This window comes from Myxococcus sp. CA023 (genome assembly GCF_010998615.1).
GTDB lineage: Bacteria > Myxococcota > Myxococcia > Myxococcales > Myxococcaceae > Myxococcus.
In genome coordinates this window covers 148,030-168,891 of the sequence record NZ_JAAEAH010000005.1, presented here as the reverse complement: position 1 = coordinate 168,891, position 20,862 = coordinate 148,030, and the positions used below count along the sequence as shown (strand labels likewise).

General features: G+C 69.8%; 15 protein-coding genes, 1 pseudogene and 1 riboswitch. Of the genes and pseudogenes, 7 read left to right on the top strand and 9 right to left on the bottom strand.

All coding sequences use genetic code 11. The features are described from left to right. Positions 1-79: 79 nt before the first annotated feature. From F8M74_RS03265 to F8M74_RS03245, 5 genes are all read left to right on the top strand, one after another. Positions 80-925 (top strand): N-acetylmuramoyl-L-alanine amidase, encoded by an 846-nt coding sequence (locus F8M74_RS03265; protein WP_141252876.1) that lies wholly within the window; start codon positions 80-82, stop codon positions 923-925. Between the two features lie 89 nt (positions 926-1,014). Then, a complete protein-coding gene (locus F8M74_RS03260) occupies positions 1,015-1,329 on the top strand; it encodes a hypothetical protein (RefSeq protein ID WP_141252875.1) in 315 nt (104 codons plus the stop codon). A gap of 109 nt (positions 1,330-1,438) precedes the next feature. Beyond that, complete coding sequence (locus F8M74_RS03255) at positions 1,439-2,701, top strand: TolC family protein (protein ID WP_141252874.1); 1,263 nt, start codon at positions 1,439-1,441, stop codon at positions 2,699-2,701. After that, positions 2,698-3,897, top strand: a complete 1,200-nt coding sequence (locus tag F8M74_RS03250; protein ID WP_141252873.1) for an efflux RND transporter periplasmic adaptor subunit — start codon at positions 2,698-2,700, stop codon at positions 3,895-3,897. The genes F8M74_RS03255 and F8M74_RS03250 overlap by 4 nt, the downstream gene beginning before the upstream one ends. After that, entirely contained in the window at positions 3,887-7,036 is a 3,150-nt protein-coding gene (locus tag F8M74_RS03245) for an efflux RND transporter permease subunit (protein WP_228559151.1), read from the top strand. Before F8M74_RS03250 ends, F8M74_RS03245 begins: the two co-directional genes overlap by 11 nt. 60 nt (positions 7,037-7,096) lie before the next feature. Here F8M74_RS03245 and F8M74_RS03240 read toward each other — a convergent pair whose 3' ends face one another. From F8M74_RS03240 to F8M74_RS03225, 4 genes are all read right to left on the bottom strand, one after another. Next, complete coding sequence (locus F8M74_RS03240; protein ID WP_141252871.1) at positions 7,097-7,978, bottom strand: hypothetical protein; 882 nt, start codon at positions 7,976-7,978, stop codon at positions 7,097-7,099. Between the two features lie 152 nt (positions 7,979-8,130). Next, on the bottom strand, positions 8,131-9,222 hold the full coding sequence (locus tag F8M74_RS03235) for an aromatic ring-hydroxylating dioxygenase subunit alpha (protein ID WP_141252870.1): 1,092 nt from the start codon (positions 9,220-9,222) through the stop codon (positions 8,131-8,133). Between the two features lie 88 nt (positions 9,223-9,310). Beyond that, positions 9,311-9,724 carry a four-helix bundle copper-binding protein gene (locus F8M74_RS03230; protein WP_141252869.1) on the bottom strand — a complete coding sequence of 138 codons (414 nt, stop codon included), beginning with the start codon at positions 9,722-9,724 and terminating at the stop codon, positions 9,311-9,313. A gap of 136 nt (positions 9,725-9,860) precedes the next feature. Further along, positions 9,861-12,338, bottom strand: a complete 2,478-nt coding sequence (locus F8M74_RS03225; protein WP_141252868.1) for a heavy metal translocating P-type ATPase — start codon at positions 12,336-12,338, stop codon at positions 9,861-9,863. Between the two features lie 132 nt (positions 12,339-12,470). Between F8M74_RS03225 and F8M74_RS03220 the strand changes: the two genes are divergently transcribed. Then, on the top strand, positions 12,471-13,868 hold the full coding sequence (locus F8M74_RS03220) for a chloride channel protein (RefSeq protein ID WP_141252867.1): 1,398 nt from the start codon (positions 12,471-12,473) through the stop codon (positions 13,866-13,868). A 48-nt stretch (positions 13,869-13,916) separates the two neighbouring features. On the opposite strand, the gene F8M74_RS03215 is transcribed toward F8M74_RS03220, so the two are convergent. The 5 genes and pseudogenes from F8M74_RS03215 to F8M74_RS03195 all read right to left on the bottom strand — a co-directional run. Continuing rightward, complete coding sequence (locus tag F8M74_RS03215) at positions 13,917-14,264, bottom strand: hypothetical protein (RefSeq protein ID WP_141252866.1); 348 nt, start codon at positions 14,262-14,264, stop codon at positions 13,917-13,919. Positions 14,265-14,409: 145 nt separating this feature from the next. Continuing rightward, positions 14,410-15,549, bottom strand: a complete 1,140-nt coding sequence (locus tag F8M74_RS03210; protein WP_141252865.1) for an MbnH family di-heme enzyme — start codon at positions 15,547-15,549, stop codon at positions 14,410-14,412. Positions 15,550-15,561: 12 nt separating this feature from the next. Beyond that, the gene (locus F8M74_RS03205; protein WP_228559153.1) at positions 15,562-16,389 is read right to left on the bottom strand and encodes an MbnP family copper-binding protein; all 828 of its coding nucleotides are present in this window, start codon (positions 16,387-16,389) and stop codon (positions 15,562-15,564) included. A 144-nt stretch (positions 16,390-16,533) separates the two neighbouring features. Then, the gene (locus F8M74_RS03200; protein ID WP_171410126.1) at positions 16,534-17,457 is read right to left on the bottom strand and encodes a GIY-YIG nuclease family protein; all 924 of its coding nucleotides are present in this window, start codon (positions 17,455-17,457) and stop codon (positions 16,534-16,536) included. Positions 17,458-17,624: 167 nt separating this feature from the next. Continuing rightward, positions 17,625-17,807 (bottom strand): annotated as a pseudogene (locus F8M74_RS03195) (RNA polymerase subunit sigma-70); the annotation flags it as partial. Between the two features lie 113 nt (positions 17,808-17,920). Further along, positions 17,921-18,043: riboswitch (SAM-I-IV-variant riboswitch) on the top strand. A 300-nt stretch (positions 18,044-18,343) separates the two neighbouring features. Between F8M74_RS03195 and thrA the strand changes: the two are divergent. After that, positions 18,344-20,839, top strand: coding sequence for a bifunctional aspartate kinase/homoserine dehydrogenase I (gene thrA / locus F8M74_RS03190; protein WP_141252861.1), 2,496 nt, complete (start codon positions 18,344-18,346; stop codon positions 20,837-20,839). Positions 20,840-20,862 lie beyond the last annotated feature (23 nt).

Sequence of the window (20,862 nt, the reverse complement as noted above, 5' to 3'; positions counted from 1 at the left end):
GGGAGTTACGCAACTCCCGGGGACTGGGCGCCGATAATCCGGGCAGACTTACGCAGCATCTACCCCCCCGGAAGCCCTCATGAGCCTTCGCCTGCCCTCGCTCTCCTCCGTGTTCCGCGCCACTCAGGCGCAGGCCCCTCGCACCGCCGCCGCCGCGGCCTCCACGGTCTCCGCGCCGCCCGCGGGCCTGCGCAAGGGCGACTCCGGGCCCAAGGTGAAGCAGTTGCAGGATGCGCTCGTGAAGGTGGGCTACATGACGAAGGCCCAGGTGACCACGGGCCCCGGCACCTTCGGTCCGCAGACGGAAACGGCGGTGAAGAAGTTCCAGGCGGACAACAAGCTGCCCACCACCGGTTTCTACGGTGACCTCACGCAGGCGGCGCTGAAGAAGGCGCTGGGCACCAGCGGCCCCACCACGCCCACCACCCCGGGCGGCAAGTTCACCAAGCCCGCGGTCATCAACGCGCCCTCGCCGAACCAGAACTCGCGCGGCGGGACGAAGATCGACACCATCGTCATGCACCACACCGCGACCAACAACGGCTCGGGCGACCTGTCGTGGATGCGCAATCCGCAGAGCAAGGTGTCCGCGCACTACATGGTGGACCGCGACGGGAAGATCTATCAGCTGGTCGGTGACGACAAGCGCGCCTGGCACGCGGGCAAGGGCGAGCTGCACGGCGTGCCCTCGGACATCAACAACCGCTCCATCGGCATCGAAATCGTCAACGACGGCAGCGGCAAGACGCCCTTCACCGAGGCGCAGTACAAGTCGCTCACCCAGCTCACCGGTTACCTGAAGCAGCAGCACAACATTCCGATGAAGAACATCGTGGGCCACGCCGACGTGGCGGTTCCCAAGGGCCGCAAGAATGACCCGGCGCCCAACTTCGATTGGAACCGGCTGCGCAAGGGCATCTCCTGACAGTCTTCTTCCCCGGCGTGCGAGGAGGCTCGCTGAGTGTGAGCCCCTCGCACGCATTGCGTTTGGAAACGTGGTAGAAGGTCGCCAGCGTGCTCCGAATCTGGCTCATCGTCTGCCTGTTCCTGTTCGCCCCGGGCCTGGGGGGCTTGATGCCCACCCTCACTGGCGCGGTGGGCGAGGTCTGCACGCAGAGCTGCCCGGACGATGATGACCAGGGGCAGTGCGCCCCGGACTGCATCGACTGCACCTGCTGTGCCCACGTGCGCACCGTGGCCGCGCATGCCCCGCCGCTTTCCTTCGTGCTGCTCGTGTCGCGGCCCTTGCGCGTCGCCTACGAGAAGGCCGAACCGTTGTCGGCCGACGGGGGCGACATCCTCCACGTCCCGATAGCACCCCTCGCGTAGGTCGCGTCCGCCGTCTCGTTCGCTCGCGTCCGCCAGGACAGGTGTGCCCGTGTGTCATCGCGGGGCACGCTCCACCTGACGCACGCCTCCCTTTCGCGAGGTCATCGCCGTGCCCCATCCACTCACGGTGGCAGCCTTCGGGCTCGCCGCCACACTCCTATTTCCGCGTGTCGCCGCGGCCCAGCCGGGCTCCGCCGACGCCGCGCTGTCCCTTGAAGAAACCCTGGCCCTGGCCCGCCAGCGCGCACCCGCGTTGCTGGATGCCGCGGGCCGCGCCGCCGAGGCCCAGGGCCCCGTGGCGGCCGCCGCGTCGCTGCTGAACGACAACCCCACCTTCGAGCTCCAAGCGGGCCCACGCAGTGACCCTGGCTCGCCGGGAAACCCCGCCGTGCGTGGGGTGGACTTGAGCGTGGGCATGAGCCAGTCCTTCGAGCTGGGTGGAAAGCGCGGCGCCCGCCGGGAATCCGCGCGCGCCGGTCTAGAGATGGCGACGGCCCACCAGCGCGACGCCGAGCGCCGGGTGCTGGGTGACGTCGCCGCGCGCTTCCTCCAAGCGCTGCATGCGCGGGAGCGGCTGAGCCTCGCGCGAGAAGCCGAGGCCGCCGCCCGGGAGACCGCGAACTCCGCCCAGCGGCGCTTCGAGGCCGGTGACGTGCCCGTGGTGGACGTCAACGTGGCGCGCGTGTCCCTGGCCCGCATGCGCGCGGAGGTGGCCACCGCGGAGGGGGACGAGGCGGTCCAACTCCACCAGTTGCGCGCGATGTTGGGCCTTCCGCTCACGCATCCGTTGGCCATCCGCGGTGAGCTGCGAGTGCTCGCGCTCCAGCCTGTCACGGAGGCGAAGACAGACACCGTGGCGGCGCGGCCCGATATCACCGCGTTGGAAGCGGAACTCGCCCAGGCGGATGCCGACCGCCGCATGGGCCGGGCGAGCGTCTGGCCGGACATCACCGCGGGGTTTCTGTACCAGCGGGAGATTGATGAAATCGCCTACCTCGGCGCCCTGAGCGTGCCGCTGCCGCTCTTCGACCGGGGAGACAACGCCCGGGTGACGGGCGAGGCCCGCGTGCGCCGGCTCCAATCCCTGCTGGCCGCGGCCCGGTTGGAAGTGGACGTCCAGGTGGAGGCCGCGCGCGTGCAGCACCGCAAGCGGATGGAAGCCGTGACGCTGCTGGAAGCCGACGCCCTGCCGCTGCTCAGTGACAACGAAAGTCTCGCTCGCCGCTCCTACGAAGCCGGAGAGATGGGCCTCGCCGAATTCCTCCTCGTTCGCCGCGACACGCTGGAAGCGCGTGCCGCCTACCTCGACAGCCTCCTCCAGGCAGCCCTCGCCCGCGTCCAACTGGCCGTGGAGACCGGAGCCCTTCCATGAAGCCCCTCCACGCCGCAGTGGCCGCCCTCCTCCTGTTCACCGCCTGCAAGCGCGAGACGCCGCACGACGAGAACGAGCACGGACATGACGAGCCCCCCGCCCAGGCAGGCGCCCAGCACGACGACCATGGCGAGCCCCACGTCCGCATCGCGTCGGAGATGTTGAGAGACTTGCGCATCACCACCGCGCCCGTGGGCGTGCGACCAGGCGGTGAGAATGTCACCGTCCTGGGAGAGCTCACCTTCAGCGAGGACGCCTACGCGGAGGTGGCCTCCCCCATCGCCGCCCGCGTGAGCGCCGTCTTCGTCACCACCGGTCAGGAGGTGAAGCAGGGCGAAAAGCTCGCGGACCTGCGCAGCCCCGAGTTGGGCAAGGCGCGCGCGTCGCTACAAGCGGCCCAGGCCCAGGCCCAGGCCGCGCGTCAGGCCGCCGAGCGCAAGCGCACGCTCGCTGACGAGCGCATCATCGCGCGCAAGGACGTGCAGGCCGCCGAAGCAGAGGCCGCCGCCGCCGAGGCCTCGGTCGCCGCCGCGCGCGCGGAGCTGGTAGCCCTGGGCGTGAGCGAAGAAGAGCTGCGCGGTGGCAACGCCCCCCCGGGCTTCGTCCTGCGCGCCCCCCTGTCCGGCACCGTCGTCGAACGCACCGCGCGGATGGGGCAGATGGCGGACCCCAACCTGCCGCTGTTCTGCATTGGTGACGTGTCCTCGCTGTGGCTGGTGGTGCACGCCTTCGAGCGTGACGCCGTGCGCATCCAGCGTGGCACGCAGGCCCGCATCACCTTCGCGGCCTTTCCGGGCCAGGAGTACATGGCGAAGGTGGGCCACGTGGGGCAGCGCGTGGATGCGACTTCACGCACCATCCCCGTGAGGCTGGAGCTGGACAACGCCGACGGCCAACTTCGGCCCGGCATGTCCGCGTCGGCCTACATCCCGTTGGGGGACCCAGGAGCGCCCATCACCGCCGTGCCCGCGGCGGCGCTCCAGCGGCTGGAAGGTGGCTGGGTGGCCTTCCTGCCCACGGACGCGCGCGGCGTCTTCGAGCGGCGCGAGGTGGGCCGGGGCCGAACGCTGGGCGGCGACGTGGAGGTCCTCACCGGACTGAAGCCCGGCGAGCAGGTGGTCGTGGAAGGCGCATTCCTGCTCAAGGCGGAGGCCGAGAAGTTGAGCGGCGGAGGGAGTGACGGCCATGCGCACTGAGGCCCCCGACTCCTGGATGAACCGCATCCTGCGGTCCTCCTTCGCCCGGCCTGGTCTCACCGTGGTGCTGGCCCTGGCGCTCTCCGCCTTCGGCGCGGTGGCGCTCCAGGGACTGACGCGCGACGTGTTCCCGGACCTGTCCGCCCCCATCTTCAACGTCATCGTGCAGAACCCGGCGATGGGCGCACAGGAATTGGAGACGGCCGTGGCCATCCCCATGGAGGTGGCGCTCGCGGGCCTGCCCGAGGTACGCCGCATCCGCTCCACCTCACAGCTGGGCGTCACCCAGCTCACGGTGGAGTTCGAGCCAGACGCCAACTACTTCCGCAGCCGGCAGTACGTCGTCGAACGCGTGGCCCAGGCGCAGAGCGAGCTCCCACCCGGCACGGACGCGCCGCTGGTCTCCAGCCTCACCGGGCGGCTCAACGAGGTGTTCGAGTTCACCCTGGAAGCGGAACCCGGCGCGGCGGAGCTGATGACGCTGAGGGATTTGGCCGAGTTCGAGGTGAAGAACCGGCTGCTCGCCGTGCCCGGTGTCGCCGGTGTGGAGCGCCTGGGTGGCTACCTGCGCCAGTTCCAGGTGCAGCTCGACCCGGACCAGATGGTGGCGCGCGGCATCACCCTGAACCAGGTGGAGCACGCGCTGGAAGGCGCGAACCTGAACGCCTCGGGCGGCTTCGTGGTGCAGGGCCCCATGGAGTGGACGGTGCGCGCGGTGGGGCGCGCGGAGTCCGTGGAGGACCTGCGCGACACCGTGGTCGCCGTGCGCGACAGCACGCCCGTGCTGCTGGGTGACGTGGCCGACATCCGCGAGGCCCCCGCCGTGCGCCGGGGCATCGCCCACCGGCTGAAGGGCGAGGTGGTGAGCTGCCGTGTCATCAAGCAGTTCGGCGCGGACACACAGCGGGTGACGGCGGGCATCCGCGTCGCCATCCAGGAGATGAAACAGGGCCTGCCGCCCGGTGTGCACCTTCGCACCGTGTATGACCAGTCGGTGCTGGTGGACTCCGCGCTGGGCGGCGTCAGCCGGGCCATCCTGCTGGGCGCGGTGCTGGTGGTGCTCGTGCTCTTCCTGCTCCTGGGAGACTGGCGCGCAGCGCTCATCGTCACGCTCACCCTGCCCTTGTCCCTGGCGCTGGCGGGCGTGCTGCTGAAGTTCGCCGGCATCGGCATCAACACGATGACGCTGGGAGGACTGGCCATCGCCGTGGGCCTGCTGGTGGACGCGGCCATCATCGTCACGGAGAACATCGTCCACGGCCTGCGTGAAGCGAAGGGCCAGCGCTCTCGACGCGAAGTGGCGCTGGCGGCGTCCATGGAGATGGCCCGGCCCATCGCCTTCGCCACGCTCATCGTCGTGTCCGTGTTCATCCCCCTGTTCGCCATGACGGGCATCGAGGGGCGCATGTACCAGCCGCTCGCCGCGGCCGTGGTGGCCTGCCTGACGGCGTCGTTGGGACTGGCGCTGACGCTGGTGCCGGTGGCGTCCGGGCTCTTCCTGCGCGCGCCCCGCGAAGGACAGCCCGAGGACGTGTGGGTCATCCGCAAAATCAAACACGTCTACGCGCCCATGCTGGAGGCGTGCATGCGCCACGCGGGGCTCGTGCGGCTGGTAGCGTTGGCCATCACCGTGCCCGCCCTCTCGCTGGCCTTCGTGGTGGGCAGCGACTTCATGCCGAAGCTGGATGAAGGCGCGCTGCTGCTCCAGACGGTGCTACCGCCGGAGGCCTCGCTGGAGGAGGTGGACCGGCTCAACCACCTGGTGGAGGACGCGCTGTTGAAGTTCCCGGAGGTGGAGGACGTGGTGCGCCGCACGGGCCGTGCCGAACGCACGGAAGACCCGATGCCGCACACGCTGTCGGACGTGCTCGTCATCCTCAAGCCGGAGCGGGGACGTTCGATGGAGGACCTGGAGGCCGCGATGCGTAAGGAGGTGGGACAGGTCCCTGGAGTGTCGACGCTGTTCACCACGCCGCTGGGCATGCGCATCGATGAAGGGCTCGGCGGCAGCCCGGCGGACCTCTCCGTGCGCATCTTCGGACCGGAGCTGGAGACGCTGGCCGGACTGGCGGAGCGGGCGCAGGCCATCATGGCGAAGGTGGAAGGCGTGGAGGACCTGCGGGCGGAGAAGCTGACCGGCCTTCCCCAGCTCCGCATCACCGTGAACCGCGCCGCGGTGGCACGCGTGGGACTGACACCCGGGGACGTCATCCAGGCCGTGAAGGTGGGGATGGTGGGCCAGGAGTTCGCCCAGGTGTGGAAGGGCCAGCGCCGCTATGACTTGCTGCTGCGGCTGGCGGACCACCGCCGGGGCGACGCCACCGCCATCCGGGGCCTGCTGGTGGATGGCCATGACGGCACACGCATTCCGTTGAGCCAGCTGGCCACCATCGAGGAGACGTTCGGCGCGGGCAGCATCCGCCGCGAGGCGGGCAGCCGGCGCATCGCGGTGGAGGCCAGCGTCGCGGGCCGGGACTTGGGCAGTACGGCGGCCGAGGTGCGCGAGCGGCTGGCGGCGGAGCTGAAGCTGCCCACCGGCTACTTCCTGGACGTGGGCGGCCGAGTGGAGAGCCAGCAGCGCGCCGCGCAGGCGATGACGGTCGCCATCGCGGTGGCCCTGCTCGCGGTGTTCATCCTGCTGTACCTGGCGCTGGGCTCGCTGGCGGAGTCGCTGGTCATCATCGCCACCCTGCCGGACGCCTTCGTCGGCGGCATCCTCGCGCTGCTCATCGCCGGGGAAACGTGGAACGTGTCCAGCCTGGTGGGCCTCATCGGCCTGTTTGGTATTGCCGTCCAGAATGGCCTGGTGCTGGTGGCGCAGACGAAGCTGCTCATGCAGCACGGCAAGCCCTTCGACGAGGCGATTCGCGAGGCGAGCATCGGCCGCGTCCGTCCCAAGCTGATGACGGCGGGCACCGCCATCCTGGGCCTGCTGCCGCTGCTGGTGCTGCCACTGCACGGCACGGAAGTGGAGCGCCCCCTCGCCGTCGTCATGGTGGGCGGGCTCGTCACCTCCACGCTGTTCACCCTGCTGGTGCTGCCCACCTTCTATGCCTTCGTGCACGGGTGGCAGGAGCGGGTGACACAGCGGCTGGCCGCCCGAAAGGCTGCTCGGGCACAGACGTCAGGGGAGCCCTGAGACGACGCCCCCCCTGGGGAGCCGCCGCCCTGTCCTCGCAGGGCGGCGGCGAACCTGCGACTATTTCGCGTTGGTGACCATGTCGGCGCGCACCTTGCCGACGATGCCTTCCCACTTCCCGTTGGCGCCGTGGCCGTGGGATTCGCCGTCGTCGCGGAACGTCACGAAGTGATTGGTCCACTTGGCTCGGCCACCTTCGCAGGCGTTGGCGCCAGTGGTCAGGTCGTTGCAGAACCAGTCGGACGGGTTGCAGTAGGCCCCGCCCGCGCTGCCCGACACGCCGCCCGTGGAGTGGTACGACACCGCGTCGTCGTCCTGCCCCGGGAGGAGCCCCGAGTACACCGTCCCCTTGGCGCCCGCGAACATGTTGAAGCGGATGCCGCGCGTGGTGTTGTGGTTGTACATGGCGCGCGCGGTGGTCGTCACAAGGTCGCTGACGATGGGGTCCTTCACCGCCCACTCCCCCATGTCCGCCAGCTCGCTACCTCCAGCGGCACCCGACGCCACGTTCACCCACTTGATGTTCCAGCCCGTCTGCGTCTTCCCATCGGTGTTGCCACACACACCGCTGGCATTCGGTGTCGCGTTCTTCTTGTAGCGCGCCGAGCCGCCATACAGCGCCAGCGCGTAACCAATCTGGAGGTTCCCCGCGCTGTGCACCGCGATGTAACACCAGTTGTCTCCAGTGCAGTAGCAGTCGAGCGCATCCCGGATGTACGCATTCTGCCCGCCAATCCGCTGCTGCCCGTCCCAGTTGACGGCCTTCTTGTTCACCCCGGCCGCCGTGGACGCGGGCCCCCAGGCGGAGAAGTCGGCGTAGTTGCCCTGCTTCGTGCCTCCGGAGTTCTTCCCGTGAATCCACAGGGTGTAGTTGGTGGCCAACGCCTGGGGCGCGAACAGCAGCGCCGCGCCTGCCAGCGCCGCGCGAACGGGAAACCGCATGGGGAACTCCGGGGGGATTGCGAGGGGGCGCCACGCTAACAGCGTGCGAGTGTTTCAGCCCAGGGCTCCATTCAGATACATGGAGCTGCCCCAGGTATCGTGAGACCCAGTGTCTCCACCGTGTCTCACGACACGCCGCGTCGCAATGGCTCTCAGGTCCGCATCTTCAGTCGTGTTTCATGCACCGCGTCCCCCACGGCGCCAGGCTTCTCGCGCTCGGCGGCGCGCAGCAGGCGGAGGATGCCGGGACCGAGCACGTCGATTTCCGTGGAGGCATAGGCCTCCGTGCCGAAGCGGCGGATGGTCTCCGTCTGTTGCCGGAGGATGCGCGCGTCCTGCCCGAAGATGTGGAGCGCCACGGGCATGATGAGCGGGAGCGCCGCGCGCACCAACCAGCGGGGCAATGGCAGACGGAACGTCACCACCGCGTACACCAGCGTGTCCCAGTCCGACACGGGCGTCATCGCGGAGGTCACCATGATGTGGCTGGTGTCACCGATGCGGTACTCCACCTGGGCGATGGAGGGCATCAGGAAGCGATCGAAGTGCTGCACCACCCCGCCACCCGGCGCGAGCAACCGGCCCACGAGCCCGCTGGGACGCGGCTCGCCGATGTACTCGGCCTCCACCTTGTCCGCGCTCCGGCGCACCACCACGTCGATTTCGTTCCGCTTCTCCTCGGTGCGGAACAGCCCGCCATGGAGGTACGCGGTGTGGGGCACGTCCAGCGTGTTTTCCAGCGTGGAGTGCAACGAGCCGGGGGCCCGAAGCGTGCGGCGCACGGTGGTGTATTCGCGCGCCTCCAGAAGCGGGAAGCGGTAAGGCTCCGTGGTGGGCTCGGCGCCCGGCGTGGAGTAGACCCAGACGAAGCCATCCTGCTCGCGCGTGGCATGCGCGGTGGCACAGCGAGCACGCGCGCCGGGCTCGCCCAGGAAGCCAGGGATGGCGCGGCACTGCCCCGCGCCGTCGAAACGCCAGCCGTGGTAGCCGCACTGGAGCTGGCCTTCCTTCACCCGGCCCAGCGACAGCGGCACGTTGCGGTGCGGGCAGCGGTCCACCAGGGCCGCGGGCTTGCCGCCCTCACCTCGGAAGAGCACCAGGGGCGAGCCCTGGAGCGTGCGCGCCAGGGGCTTGTCTCCCAGCTCACTCGAAGCACAGAGGATGAACCAGGCGTTGGGCAGGTGGACGACGGAGATATGTCCAGCGGGCGTACCGGAGGTGCGCCCCTCCTCGCGAGAGCTCATGGAGCGCACTCTAATCGGCCTCGACGGCGAGTGAAGGGCTCCGCGACAGGGCCGTTCCGGCTTGCCTGGACTCTTCCGGGCGGGCCTCTCACGCGGGAAGGTCGGCGGCGCGCTGAGCGGCCTCCGGGTTGGGCGTCTGCGACATGACACCGCCGCCCATCCTCCAGCACGAGTCCGAACACTGGGTGCACATGTCCGCGCAGGCCTTCATCACCACGTCCTCGCCCATTTGCGCGCAGGACTCCGCGCAGCGCCCGCAGACTTCCGAGCAGGCGAAGCAGGTGCGGCTATGCAACTCCGAATCCCGCAACATGAAGTTCGCGCTCGTCTGGCAGATTTCCGCGCAGTCCATCAGCAAGCGCAGGTGTCTGGCCTCCGCATGCTTGCCGCCCATTCCCAGACAATACGTCAGCGTCTCCATACAGACGCGGTGACAGGCCAGGCAATCCTCGATGCACTGGCGCATGTCGCTGTCGGCGTTCATCACTTCGGCTGGAGTCATGATGTCCACCCTCCCAGGGTGCGGTGCGTTCGAGCTCAAGGGTGGGCATCCCAGCGCCGCTCCGGTGGGCCTCGGCGGGCCGCCCGCCCCCGGCCCGAGGGAGGCCCGGTACAGGCGGCCCCCCACACAACCGGGCCTACAGCTTCAGCTTCCGCAGCCGGAGCGCATTGCCGATGACGGACACCGACGAGAGGCTCATCGCGGCACTGGCGAAGATGGGACTGAGGAGCAGACCGAAGACGGGGTACAGCACGCCCGCCGCCACCGGCACACCCACGGCGTTGTAGATGAAGGCGAAGAAGAGGTTCTGCCGGATGTTGCGCAGCGTACCCTGGCTCAGGCGGCGTGCCCGAGCGATGGCCCGAAGGTCCCCCTTCACCAGCGTCACAGCCGCGCTCTCCATCGCGATGTCCGTCCCCGTGCCCATGGCGATGCCCACGTCCGCCTGCGCCAGCGCGGGCGCGTCGTTGACGCCGTCTCCCGCCATGGCCACCACCCGCCCCTCCTGCTGGAGCTTCCGGATGGCATCGCCCTTCGCCTCCGGCAACACCCCGGCGATGACCTCGGTGATGCCCAGCCGCCGCGCCACCGCGTCCGCCGTCGTCTGGCTGTCGCCCGTGAGCATCACCACCCGAAGCCCTTCCTCGCGCAGCAACGCGAGGGCCTCCGGCGTGGAGGACTTCACCGGGTCCTCGACACCGAGCAACCCCGCTACCTTCCCCTCCACCGCCACCAGCACCACAGTCTGGCCCTCTGCCCGCAGCGCCTCGGCCCGGGAGGACAGTTCCCCTCCATGCACCTGGAGCGCTTCCGTCAGGGCCGCGTTGCCCAGGGCCACCTCGGCGCCCTCCACCGTGCCCACGACGCCCTTGCCCGTGAGCGAGCGGAAGTCCTCCACGGGCACCAGCGTCACGCCACGCTCCTTCGCGCCCGCGACGATGGCCGCGGCCAACGGGTGTTCACTGCCACGCTCCAGGCTCGCTGCCAGCCGCAGCAGCCGCGACTCCTCGAAGCCCGGCGCGGGCACCACCGTCACGAGGCGCGGCTTGCCCTCGGTAAGCGTGCCCGTCTTGTCCACCACCAGCGTGTCCACCGCCTCCAGCCGCTCCAGCGCCGCCGCGTCGCGGATGAGGACGCCCGCCTGGGCGCCGCGCCCGGTGCCCACCATGACGGACATGGGCGTGGCCAGCCCCAGCGCACAGGGACAGGCGATGATGAGCACCGCCACCGCGTTGACCACAGCGTGCGCCAACCGAGGCTCGGGGCCCCAGATGGCCCACACGCCCGCCGTCACCACCGCCACCGCGATGACCACCGGCACGAAGACGGCCGCCACCTTGTCGGCGAGCCGCTGAATCGGCGCGCGGGTGCGTTGCGCTTCACTCACGCGCTGGACGATGCGGGAGAGCAACGTGTCCTGGCCCACGCGCTCGGCGCGCATCACCAGTGAGCCCGTGCCATTCACCGTTCCGCCCGTCACCTGCGTGCCCGGGGCCTTCTCCACGGGCAGCGACTCGCCCGTCACCATGGACTCATCCACCGCGCTGGTACCCTGGAGCACCACGCCGTCCACGGGCACCTTCTCCCCGGGGCGCACGCGCAGCGTGTCCCCTGACTGGACGCTCGCGAGCGGCACATCCTCCTCGTGACCGCCCTCTCCCATTCGCCGCGCCACCGGCGGCGCGAGGCTCAGCAGCGCCCGCAGTGCACCGGAAGTCGCGTGCCGGGCGCGCAACTCCAACACCTGTCCCAGCGCGACCAGGGTGACGATGACGGCGGCGGCTTCGAAATAGAGGGGTGCGGAGCTGCCGTGCCCCGTGCGCAGTCCCTGGGGCAGGGCCTGCGGCAGCAGCGTGGCGAAGACGCTGAACAGATACGCCGCGCCCGTCCCCAGCGCGATGAGGGTGAACATGTTGAGGTGCCGGTTGCGCACCGACGCCCAGCCACGCTGGAAGAAGGGCCAGCCCACCCAGAGCACCACGGGCGTGGCCAGCACGAGCTGCGCCCAGGCCAGCACGCCCGCGGACACCGCGTGTTGCACGGGCTGCCCGGGAAGCATGTCCGACATGGCCAGCACGAGCAGCGGCACCGTGAGCGCCAGGCCCACGCGGAAGCGCAGCCGCATGGATTGCAGCTCCGGGTCCGGCGGCTCCTCCGCCAGCACCGTGCGCGGCTCCAGCGCCATGCCGCACTTGGGGCAGGTCCCCGGGCCGTCCTTCACCACCTCCGGGTGCATGGGGCACACGTACTCCACGCGGGGCGCCTGGACGGGAAGCGTCTCTGGCTCCAGTGCCATGCCGCACTTGGGGCAGGCGCCGGGATGCGACTGGCGGACCTCCGGGTCCATGGGGCAGACGTACAGGGTCCCCGGCGCCGGCGTCGGTTCCGGCGCGGTCTCCGCGGGCGAGAGGTAGCGCTCCGGGTCCGCGCGAAACCGCTCCCGGCACCGGGGATTGCAGAAGGCGTAGGTCAGCCCGGCGTGCTCCAGGTGACCGCCCTTCGGGGCGTTCGGGTCGACCTTCATGCCGCAGACGGGGTCGATGGCGGGCGCTTCCCCGGCCGGAGAGGGAGGGGGCGTGTGGGAATGCGGCGCGTGCGAATGGTGTTGGGGCATGGCGCTTCGAGGCTCCTTTCGCCCAGGCCAACGAAGCACCCGGCCGGCTCCTACAGGGTGTTTCCCTAGAGGTAATCGCTCCTCCGGCCACGGACATTTATCTTGACCTCGAAGCACATTCCCTCTCGCTCCATGGCTGGCCGTCGAGAGCCCCTGGACGAGGAGCAGAGCGCCCTTCACGACTCGTGGGACACGGTGCTGCGCACGGTGGGCCGGGTGGTGCTGGGCACGGTGCTCATCTGGGGGGTGTGCTCGGCGCTGCGGTATGGCGTCCATGCCACCAGTGACACGCTGCTGGCGTTCGCGTCGGGACGGAGCCTCTGGTGGGCGCCGCTGGTGCTCGCGGGCGTGCTGCTGCTGGGCGGACTGCTGCGAGGGCTGCTCAACCGCCGGCCCGGCTGGAGCGACGTGGCCTCGGACGGGGTGAATGTCGCGCTCTTCAACTACCACATCACCTACGAGGACCCGGCGGACGACCCGCGCCCTCGCTACTCACGGCCCGCCATCCGGCTCGCCCTGCGCAAAGCGGTGGCCACGTTGCTCACGCTGGGCACCGGCGCGTCGGGCGGGCTGGAGGGTCCGGTGGTGCTGGTGGGCGAGTCCCTGGGCGCGGGCGTGGCCCGCCTCACCCGTGCCCGCTCCGAGCACACGCTGCGCACCTGCCAACTGGCGGGCATCGCCGCGGCGGTGGGAACGCTGCTCAACGCGCCGTTCGCCGCCGCGCTCTTCGCGCTCGAGGTCGTCTACGGCAACCGCATTGTCTACCGGAAGCTGGCGTACTGCCTGCTTGCGGGAATCATCGCGTACGCGCTCAACAACCGCCTCCTCGGCTTCAAGCCCATCTTCGTGGCGCCGCCGCACGCGCACACGTACACGCTGGGGGAGTACGGCCTCACCGCGCTGGTGGCCGTGGCGGTGTCCGCGCCCATCGCGCTGCTGTTCGGCCTGACGATGAAACACACACGCCAGGTGGTGGAGCGCGTCAGCCCGGTACTGCGCGGCGCCATGGGGGCGCTGTGCACCATCCTGGTGGCCGGAGGGCTCTACTACGGCGCGGGCATGGACTTCCGGCACGTGCTGGGCATGGGCGAGTACACCATCGCCCAGCTGTTAGCGGATACGCCGGGGCCGCTGTCGCTGTGGTGGTACCTGCTGCTCATCGTGGGTGGGAAGCTGCTCACCACGGGCTTCACGGTCCAGTCGGGTGGCTCGGCGGGCATGCTCATCCCCAGCATGGTGCTGGGCGGCGTGTCGGGCGCGGCCACGGCGCAGATGCTCGCGTCGGTGACGGGTACGGGGCCGGCGGACGTGACGGTGTTCGTGGTGGTGGGCATCGCCTCCGCGCTGGTGGCGGTGGTCGGCGTTCCGCTGGCGGCCATTGCCCTGGTGCTGGAGGTGTTCGGCTCCGCGTATGGCCCGCCCGCCGTCCTCGCCTGCTGCGTCACATACGTGCTGACGCTGCGGCTGTCCGTCTACAACGAGCAGCGCCGCGTGCAGGCCGTGGCGGCGGAGCCCGTTGCGAGTGATTGAGCGAGGACACGATAGGGGCGCACGCTCCCTGGCGGCCCGCGCCGCGGCTCAGGCAACCCCAATGTGATAGTTGAAGATGGCCGTCCCGGAGCCAAACACAGTCCTGGGCGAAATCTTGAAGTCCTGCACGCCACGCGTGCTGCCCGAGGAGGCAACCTCCCAAGCGAACCCGGTGTCGGGGTACAGGAAGCTGAACTCGAGGTCGCTCGCCAGGTCCTCGAGGAAGTACTTCTTGAGGCTCTCGAAGTCCTCCTGGCTGATGGAAAGCCGGTTCGTGTCGGGGAAGTTCGGGCTGGAGATGGCGTATCCCACTCCGATCGCCTGGAGGTCTCGCCGGTTCTTCGACGCCACCAGACATTGCCTCAACTGCATCTTCGCCTCTGCAAAACCCGCCATGCACGTGCTCCTGAAAGGGGTGCGGTACCCGAACGCCCCTCGCAAGGCATTGCTGGTCCCAACGGCATTCAAGCGCCAATGCCTCCCTCTGTAAACGCTCCGCCCCTCCCACCACCTGCGCGGCGCCCGGGTGAGCGCAACCCCATCATGGTGGGTTGGACGGGTCCGAGAAGCGCGGGTCCGTCAGGAACTCCGTGTCGGTGAGCGACTCGAGGAACGCCAAGACGTCTTCCTTCTCCTGCGCGGTCAGTGTGAAGCCTCTCACGAAGCCACTCTGCAGCGGACTGGCCTCGCCGCCGTTCACCAGCCGCGCGTGCCCTCCCGCGGCGTAGTGGTCCAGCACGTCCGACAGCGTGGCCAGACTTCCGTCATGCATGTACGGCCCGGTGACGGCCACGTTGCGCAGGGACGGCGCGCGGAAGCGGCCCATGTCCTCGGGACGGCCCGTCAGCTCGATGAGGCCTGGGTCCTTGGCAGGGTACGTGCCCTGGCCGTCCTCATTGTAGAGGCCCGTGTTGTGGAAAGGCAGGATGGGCTCGGACGTCGTCTCGTGCACCGTGGCATCCTGGAAGTTGAAGCCGGAATGGCAATGGTCACACTCCAGCCGCTCCGAGAAGAACAACTCCATGCCCCGCTTCTGCTGCCGCGTCATGGCCTCCACTTCATTGCCATACACATAGCGGTCATACGCGGAGTTACCGGAGATGAGGCTGCGCTGGAACGACGCCAGCGCCCGCGTCAGCGTGGCCACGGACACGGGCTCCGCGGCCTCCGGAAACGCGCGTTGGAACTCCGCCTCCATTTCCGGGACCGCGCGCAGCCGGCCGAGCAACTCCTCTTCCCTGTCGCCGAAGCCCAACTCCACCGGCTCCTTGCCGAACAAGGGCACCAACGCCTGCGCCTCCAGCGTCGTGAGCAAGGGATTCGCCCAGGTGAGACTCGTGGCATAGGCGACGTTGGCCAGCCCCTGGGAGTTGCGGCGGTGCGTCTCGCCCGTGCTTCCCTGCGACGTCACCAGGGGCTCGGTGAAGGCTCGCGCCGGGTCATGGCAGGACGCGCAGGACTGTGTCTCGTTCCGTGACAGGCGCACGTCGAAGAAGAGCCTCCGGCCCAGCTGCACCTTCTCCTCCGTCATCGGATTGTCCGCGGGCACTCGCGGCGTGGGAAACCCCGTGGGCAGCTTCCACACGTAGCGCTCCGCCTCGCCGTCCTTGCCGCCACAGCCCGCCCCCAGCCAGGCCAGCACTGCCAGCACCCCTGCTCGTCTTCCCACGCGCCACGCCATGACGTCCCCCTCCTACTCCGCCTTGATGAACGCCTGAGGCCCCGGTGCCCTCTCCTGGCTCCGGTGCGACAGCCCCATCCGGCTGAACACGGGCGCGCAGTCCGGGTCCGCCTGCTGCGACATACACCCCACGGAGGTGTTGGGCACCTCCGCGTTCTCGTCCAGGTTCGAGCCTGAGAAGAGCGCCCCTAGATCCAGCACCACCTTGCCAGACGCCAGGTTGAACGAGTCCAGGGCCACCTCCGGACGGTTGCCGAACGTACATCCCGCGGTGCCGTTCGTCCGGCCCTCCGGCGGCGGTGCACAGTCCGTGCTCCCCAGGTGCATGACGTGCCCTTCGGGAAGTCCCGTCGTCCGGCCCTCGATGCGCGTGAAGAGGTAGCCCGAGCGCCAGCTCCAGTAGAGGCTCGTGTCGTTCAGCGGCGAGGGCGCCGTGGACACGTCGAGGTGGTTCTGCGTCTCCGGCACACCCAGCTTGAAGCGCAGGCCGGTGTAGATGCCCTCGGGCGCCGTGCCGGTGATGCGCAGGTTCGTCGCCTCCGTGCCGTTGGTGCACAGGCCCGTCTTGTCCGCGAAGTCGAGCAGCGCCGTGCCTTGTGTCTGCCACCGCCCGTCCTGCTCGAGCTTCAGTGGCACCTCGGCGCCCTCGGCCGTGACGAGCCGGACATCGTGCAGGTACACGCGCAGGTCCATGGGCTCGTACGTCGTCCCCGTTGTCCCCACCCCGGTGTAGATGCGGCCACATGCGAAGGGCTCGCTGCCCACCCGGGCCTCGAAGGGGATGGCGACTTCCATGCCATCGCCACAGCCCAGGACGCCCAGCAGCGCGAAGGGAAGCATACGGACGGCACGACGATGAGCGGACACCATGGCGGACTCCCTTGGAATGGAGTCTCCGCGTAACGCAATCCCGACAGGTGGAGAACGTGGCAAGTTGCCACAGGCCGCAGTACTTGCCCCATGGAAGGCAACAGGCGACCAACCTCAGCCGCCTTGCACGTTGTAGCCCGCGTCGCCGTAAGGCTTGAGCCGGTCCAACCAGAGCGCCTCCAGCACCTTCAGCTCCTCCTCCGGCGCCACCACGGGCTCGTCGGAAGGCTTCAGCACGTCGAGCACCTCGAAGGTGAACTGCTCCGCCCCGTAGCGCTTCCAGTCCTCCAGCAGCGTGGGCAGGCGGTCCATGCCCGTGGACAGCTCGAAGCGGATGCGATTGAGCATGCCCTGGACGTTGGCGCTCGCGCCCACCAGCACCTTGCCGTTGGCAAGGCAGCGCACGGCGTACACGCCCATGGGAGGCGGTGCTTCCCGGTAGGAACGCTTCAGTTCGGAGCGGCGGGAGTCAGTGGACATGGGAGACCTCGTGTCTGGGGAAGTTGAAGCGTGGGAAGGCGAATGCCGGGCGAACCGCTGGGCGAGCCGGGCCTGCGCGGCTCCATCCTCCGGCGCCATCCAGTCGCGGCCCATGAGCGACCAGTCCGCGTCCGCGGGGTCGACACCGAGCGCCTCGACGAGGCTGGCCTCGCAGACGAAGAACTGCTCGCGGAACGGAAAGAGGAAGCCGCCCTGCGTCCGCAGGGAGTCAGCGGACTCCGCATAGGAGGAGAACCAGCGGTTGAGGTGGGCGCCGCCCACGGGGGCGAGCAGGTGCTCGAAGTCGAGCTCACGCACCTGCTTCAGCTCGCCCCAGGTGGCGTGCCCCTGCTCACGCGCGATGACGGTCAGCGCATGCTTGCGCTGCACCGTCTCCTTGCGCGCGAGCACCTCGCCCAAGGGCAGTCCCGCGAAGCCGGGCAGGACGCGCAGCCGCTCCGCTGCCCGGGCCGCGCGCGACGCATCCGCCGAGGCCAGCTCCTTGAGCAGGAGCGACGCGCGGACCTTGCATTCGTGGAGGGAGACGACGGTTCGCATGAAAAGTCCCTTGGCGTCGGCCCTCACCCGTTCGTGGGCCGTGGAAGGAACTCATCTGGAACTGTCGAACGGCGGAGAGAAGCGAGGGTGACGTCGTCTTTTCGGGCAGGCGCCCCTCGGCGCCTCGGTGGGAGTTAACGAGGCGGACCGTCCCGGTGCAAGCGCTTTCAGACGTCCGTCGAGCCAGACGTCAAGGCCCCGCCTGCCCGGTGGGACGGCTTGCAAGAGCAGTCCAGGCATCCGTGCACGGCGCAGCTGCCGCAGCTTCGCTCCAGTTGCTTCTTCAGCGCCTGGCGGGCCCGGTGAAGCCGCACGCCCGCGTTTTTCGCGGTGATGCCCGCCTCGCGCGCCATGTCCCGGGCACCGGGCATTCCCGTCAAGTCCTGACGTGAATGGAAGATGCCGTGACGAAAGTGAAACCACGCGAGGCATTGACAGACACCCGGGTCCACGCTTATTTGGTCCGCAGCATCAAGAGCGGCCGCCGCCTCGCGCGGTGGCCCGACAACCTGGAGTCGGACCTCCAAGGTGTCCAAACGATGCGGTTCGAGGAGCAGGGGCTCCCCGAGCAATCCAAGCGTCCGAAGCCGGAGGGCTCCCTCCCGCTTCGGTGAGAGAGGACCTCCGTGGTTCCATCCACCTGCTCCGCACCCGCACCGTTGACCGCCGCGCCCGTGTTGCCCGTGCTTCGCCGCGCGCGCGTCACGCATCGAATGCGCTGGCCCGGCGGCACGCGCTAGTCCGCCAGGGCTCCAACTCCAATCCCTTCATTCTTCCCTCCGTGGGCGCTCGCGCGCCGCGTCTGGCCGGCGTGTGTCCGGCACAGGGCGCCGCGTCTGCCCTTCCCTTTCGAATCAGGGCCCGCCGGCCCCCTTGAGGTTCTTCAATGAGCAGCACGTCCCTGCAGGTGATGAAGTTCGGTGGCACGTCCGTGGGCTCGCCCACGCGGCTCCGTCAGGTGGTGGAGCTGATTGGCAAGCACGCGCGGCAAGGCCCGCTGGCAGTGGTCGTCTCCGCGATGGGCGACACCACGGACTGGCTGCTGGACGCGGCCCACCTCGCCACCGAGGGTGACCTGGAAGGCGCGCTCGCGGTGGCCACGCGCATCGCCGACCTCGCGAAGGCCAACGCCGCGGCGCTGGCGCCCGGACAAGCCACCGCGCTGGCCGAGCGAGTCGACGGGCTCCTCGCGCCGCTGAGTCAGCTGCTCCAAGGCGTCTCACTCACGCGAGAGTGCTCCGCTCCCACGAGAGACCGGGTGCTGTCGTTCGGTGAGCTGGTGTCCGCCACGCTGCTGGCGGAGCTGCTCACGGCCCATGGCACGTCCGCCACCTTCCTTGACGCGCGGCAGCTCCTGGTGACGGATGACCGCTTCGGCGCGGCGAGGGTGGACCTGGTTCGGACGCGGGAGCGACTCCAGGCCGCCCGGGAGACGTGGGGCGTTGAGGTGCCCGTGCTCCCCGGCTTCATCGCCGCCACGCCGGATGGACGCACCACCACGCTGGGCCGCAACGGCTCCGACTACACCGCGGCGCTGGTGGCCCAGGGCCTGGGCGCGTCGGAAGTCACGGTGTGGACGGACGTGCTCGGCCTGCACACCGCCGACCCGGAGCTGGTCACGGACGCCTACCCCGTGGCGCACCTCACTCACGGCGAGGGCCTGGAGCTGGCGGCGGTGGGCGCCCGCATGCTGCACCCACGCACGATGATTCCGCTCATCGAGTCCGGAATTTCCCTGCGCATCCGCAACACCATGGAGCCGGAGCACCCGGGCACGCTCATCGACGCCATCGGTTCGCGCGACGGCCAGCGTCCCGCCTGCATCGCGACGCGCGAGGACCTGGCGCTGCTCGGCATCGAGGTGCGCAAGCTGTCCGACCAGTTCCAACTGGGGGAGCGCGTACTGGCCGCGCTGCGAGAAGCGCGCGTCACGGTGTGGATGACCGCGCAGTCCGCCAATGGCCAGTCACTGGCCGTCGTCGTGCCTCGCCCCGACGCGGAGCACGCACGGTCCGTGCTCGCCGCCGAGCTGGCGCAGGAGCTTTCACGCCGCGAAGTGGAACCGCTGGAGGTCCGCCAGCCGGTGACGCTGCTGACGCTGGTGGCGGAGACCATGGGCCACGGCGTCAACGTGGCCGGGCGCTTCTTCAGCGCGCTGGGCGCGGTGGGCGTCAACGTGCGCGCCAGCGCCCAGGGGGCCAGCTCCCGCTCCCTTTCATGCGTCGTCGACGCGGCGGACACCGCCGTCGCCGCGCGCACCACGCACGCGGCCTTCAACCTGGCCCATCAGCAGGTGAGCCTCTTCGTCCTCGGCCGAGGCACGGTGGGCGGACAACTGCTGGCCCAGTTGCGCGCGCAGCAGACGCTGCTCCGGGACAGGCACGGCATCGCGCTGCGTGTCGTGGGGCTGGCGGACAGCAAGCGCGCGCTCTTCGACGCGGCGGGGCTCACGCTCGACGGCGTGGAGGCGCGGCTCGAAGGCGTGACGCCCGAGGCGCCCCAGGCGCGCACCCTGGTCCCCTTGTTGGACGCGCTCCGGCGGCTGCCCGTCCCCATCCTGGTCGACTGCACCGCCGCGGGCGGGTTGGAGGCGCTCTACACGGAGGCCTTCCAGCGCGGCATCCACGTGGTGGCGGCCAACAAGAAGCCGCTGGCGCTGCCGTGGGAGGCCCGCGAAGCGCTGGTGGACACGGCGCGCCGCAACCACGTCGCGTACCACTACGAGACAACGGTGGCGTCCAGCCTGCCCGTCATCGACACGCTGGCGAACCTGGTGCGCACCGGTGACACCGTTCGCCTCATCACCGCGTCCCTGTCCGGCAGCCTGGGCTTCATCTGCAACGAACTGACGGCCGGCGTGCCCCTGTCCCGGGCCGTCCGCACCGCCCGGGAGCGCGGCTTCACGGAGCCGGACCCTCGCGAGGACCTGAGCGGCACGGACGTCGCGCGCAAGGCGCTCATCCTCGCTCGGGAGCTGGGCCTGCCGCTCTCCCTGTCGGACGTGGCGCTGGAGCCCTTCGTCGCCACGGATGAGTGCGCCAGCGTGGACTCGTTCTTCCAGGTGCTCGCCACGCAGGACGCGGCCTACGCGGAGCGTGTGGCCCGCTGCCGCCACGCCGGCACCGTGCTGCGCTACCTGGCACGCATCGACCCATCGAAGGCGGGCACGGGCAGTCCCGTCATCCGCGTGGGCCCCGTAGGCGTTGAAGCGGGCCACCCCGCGGCGGACCTCCGCGGCTCCGAGTCCTTCGTCTCCTTCACCACCACCCGCCACAGCGACTTCCCGCTCACCGTCCGGGGCGCGGGCGCGGGCGGCGCCGTCACCGCGTCCGGCGTGCTGGCGGACATCCTCCGCATCTCCCAAACGCTGCGCGGTCGCTGAGCGCGCCACCGAAAGGGTCCTCT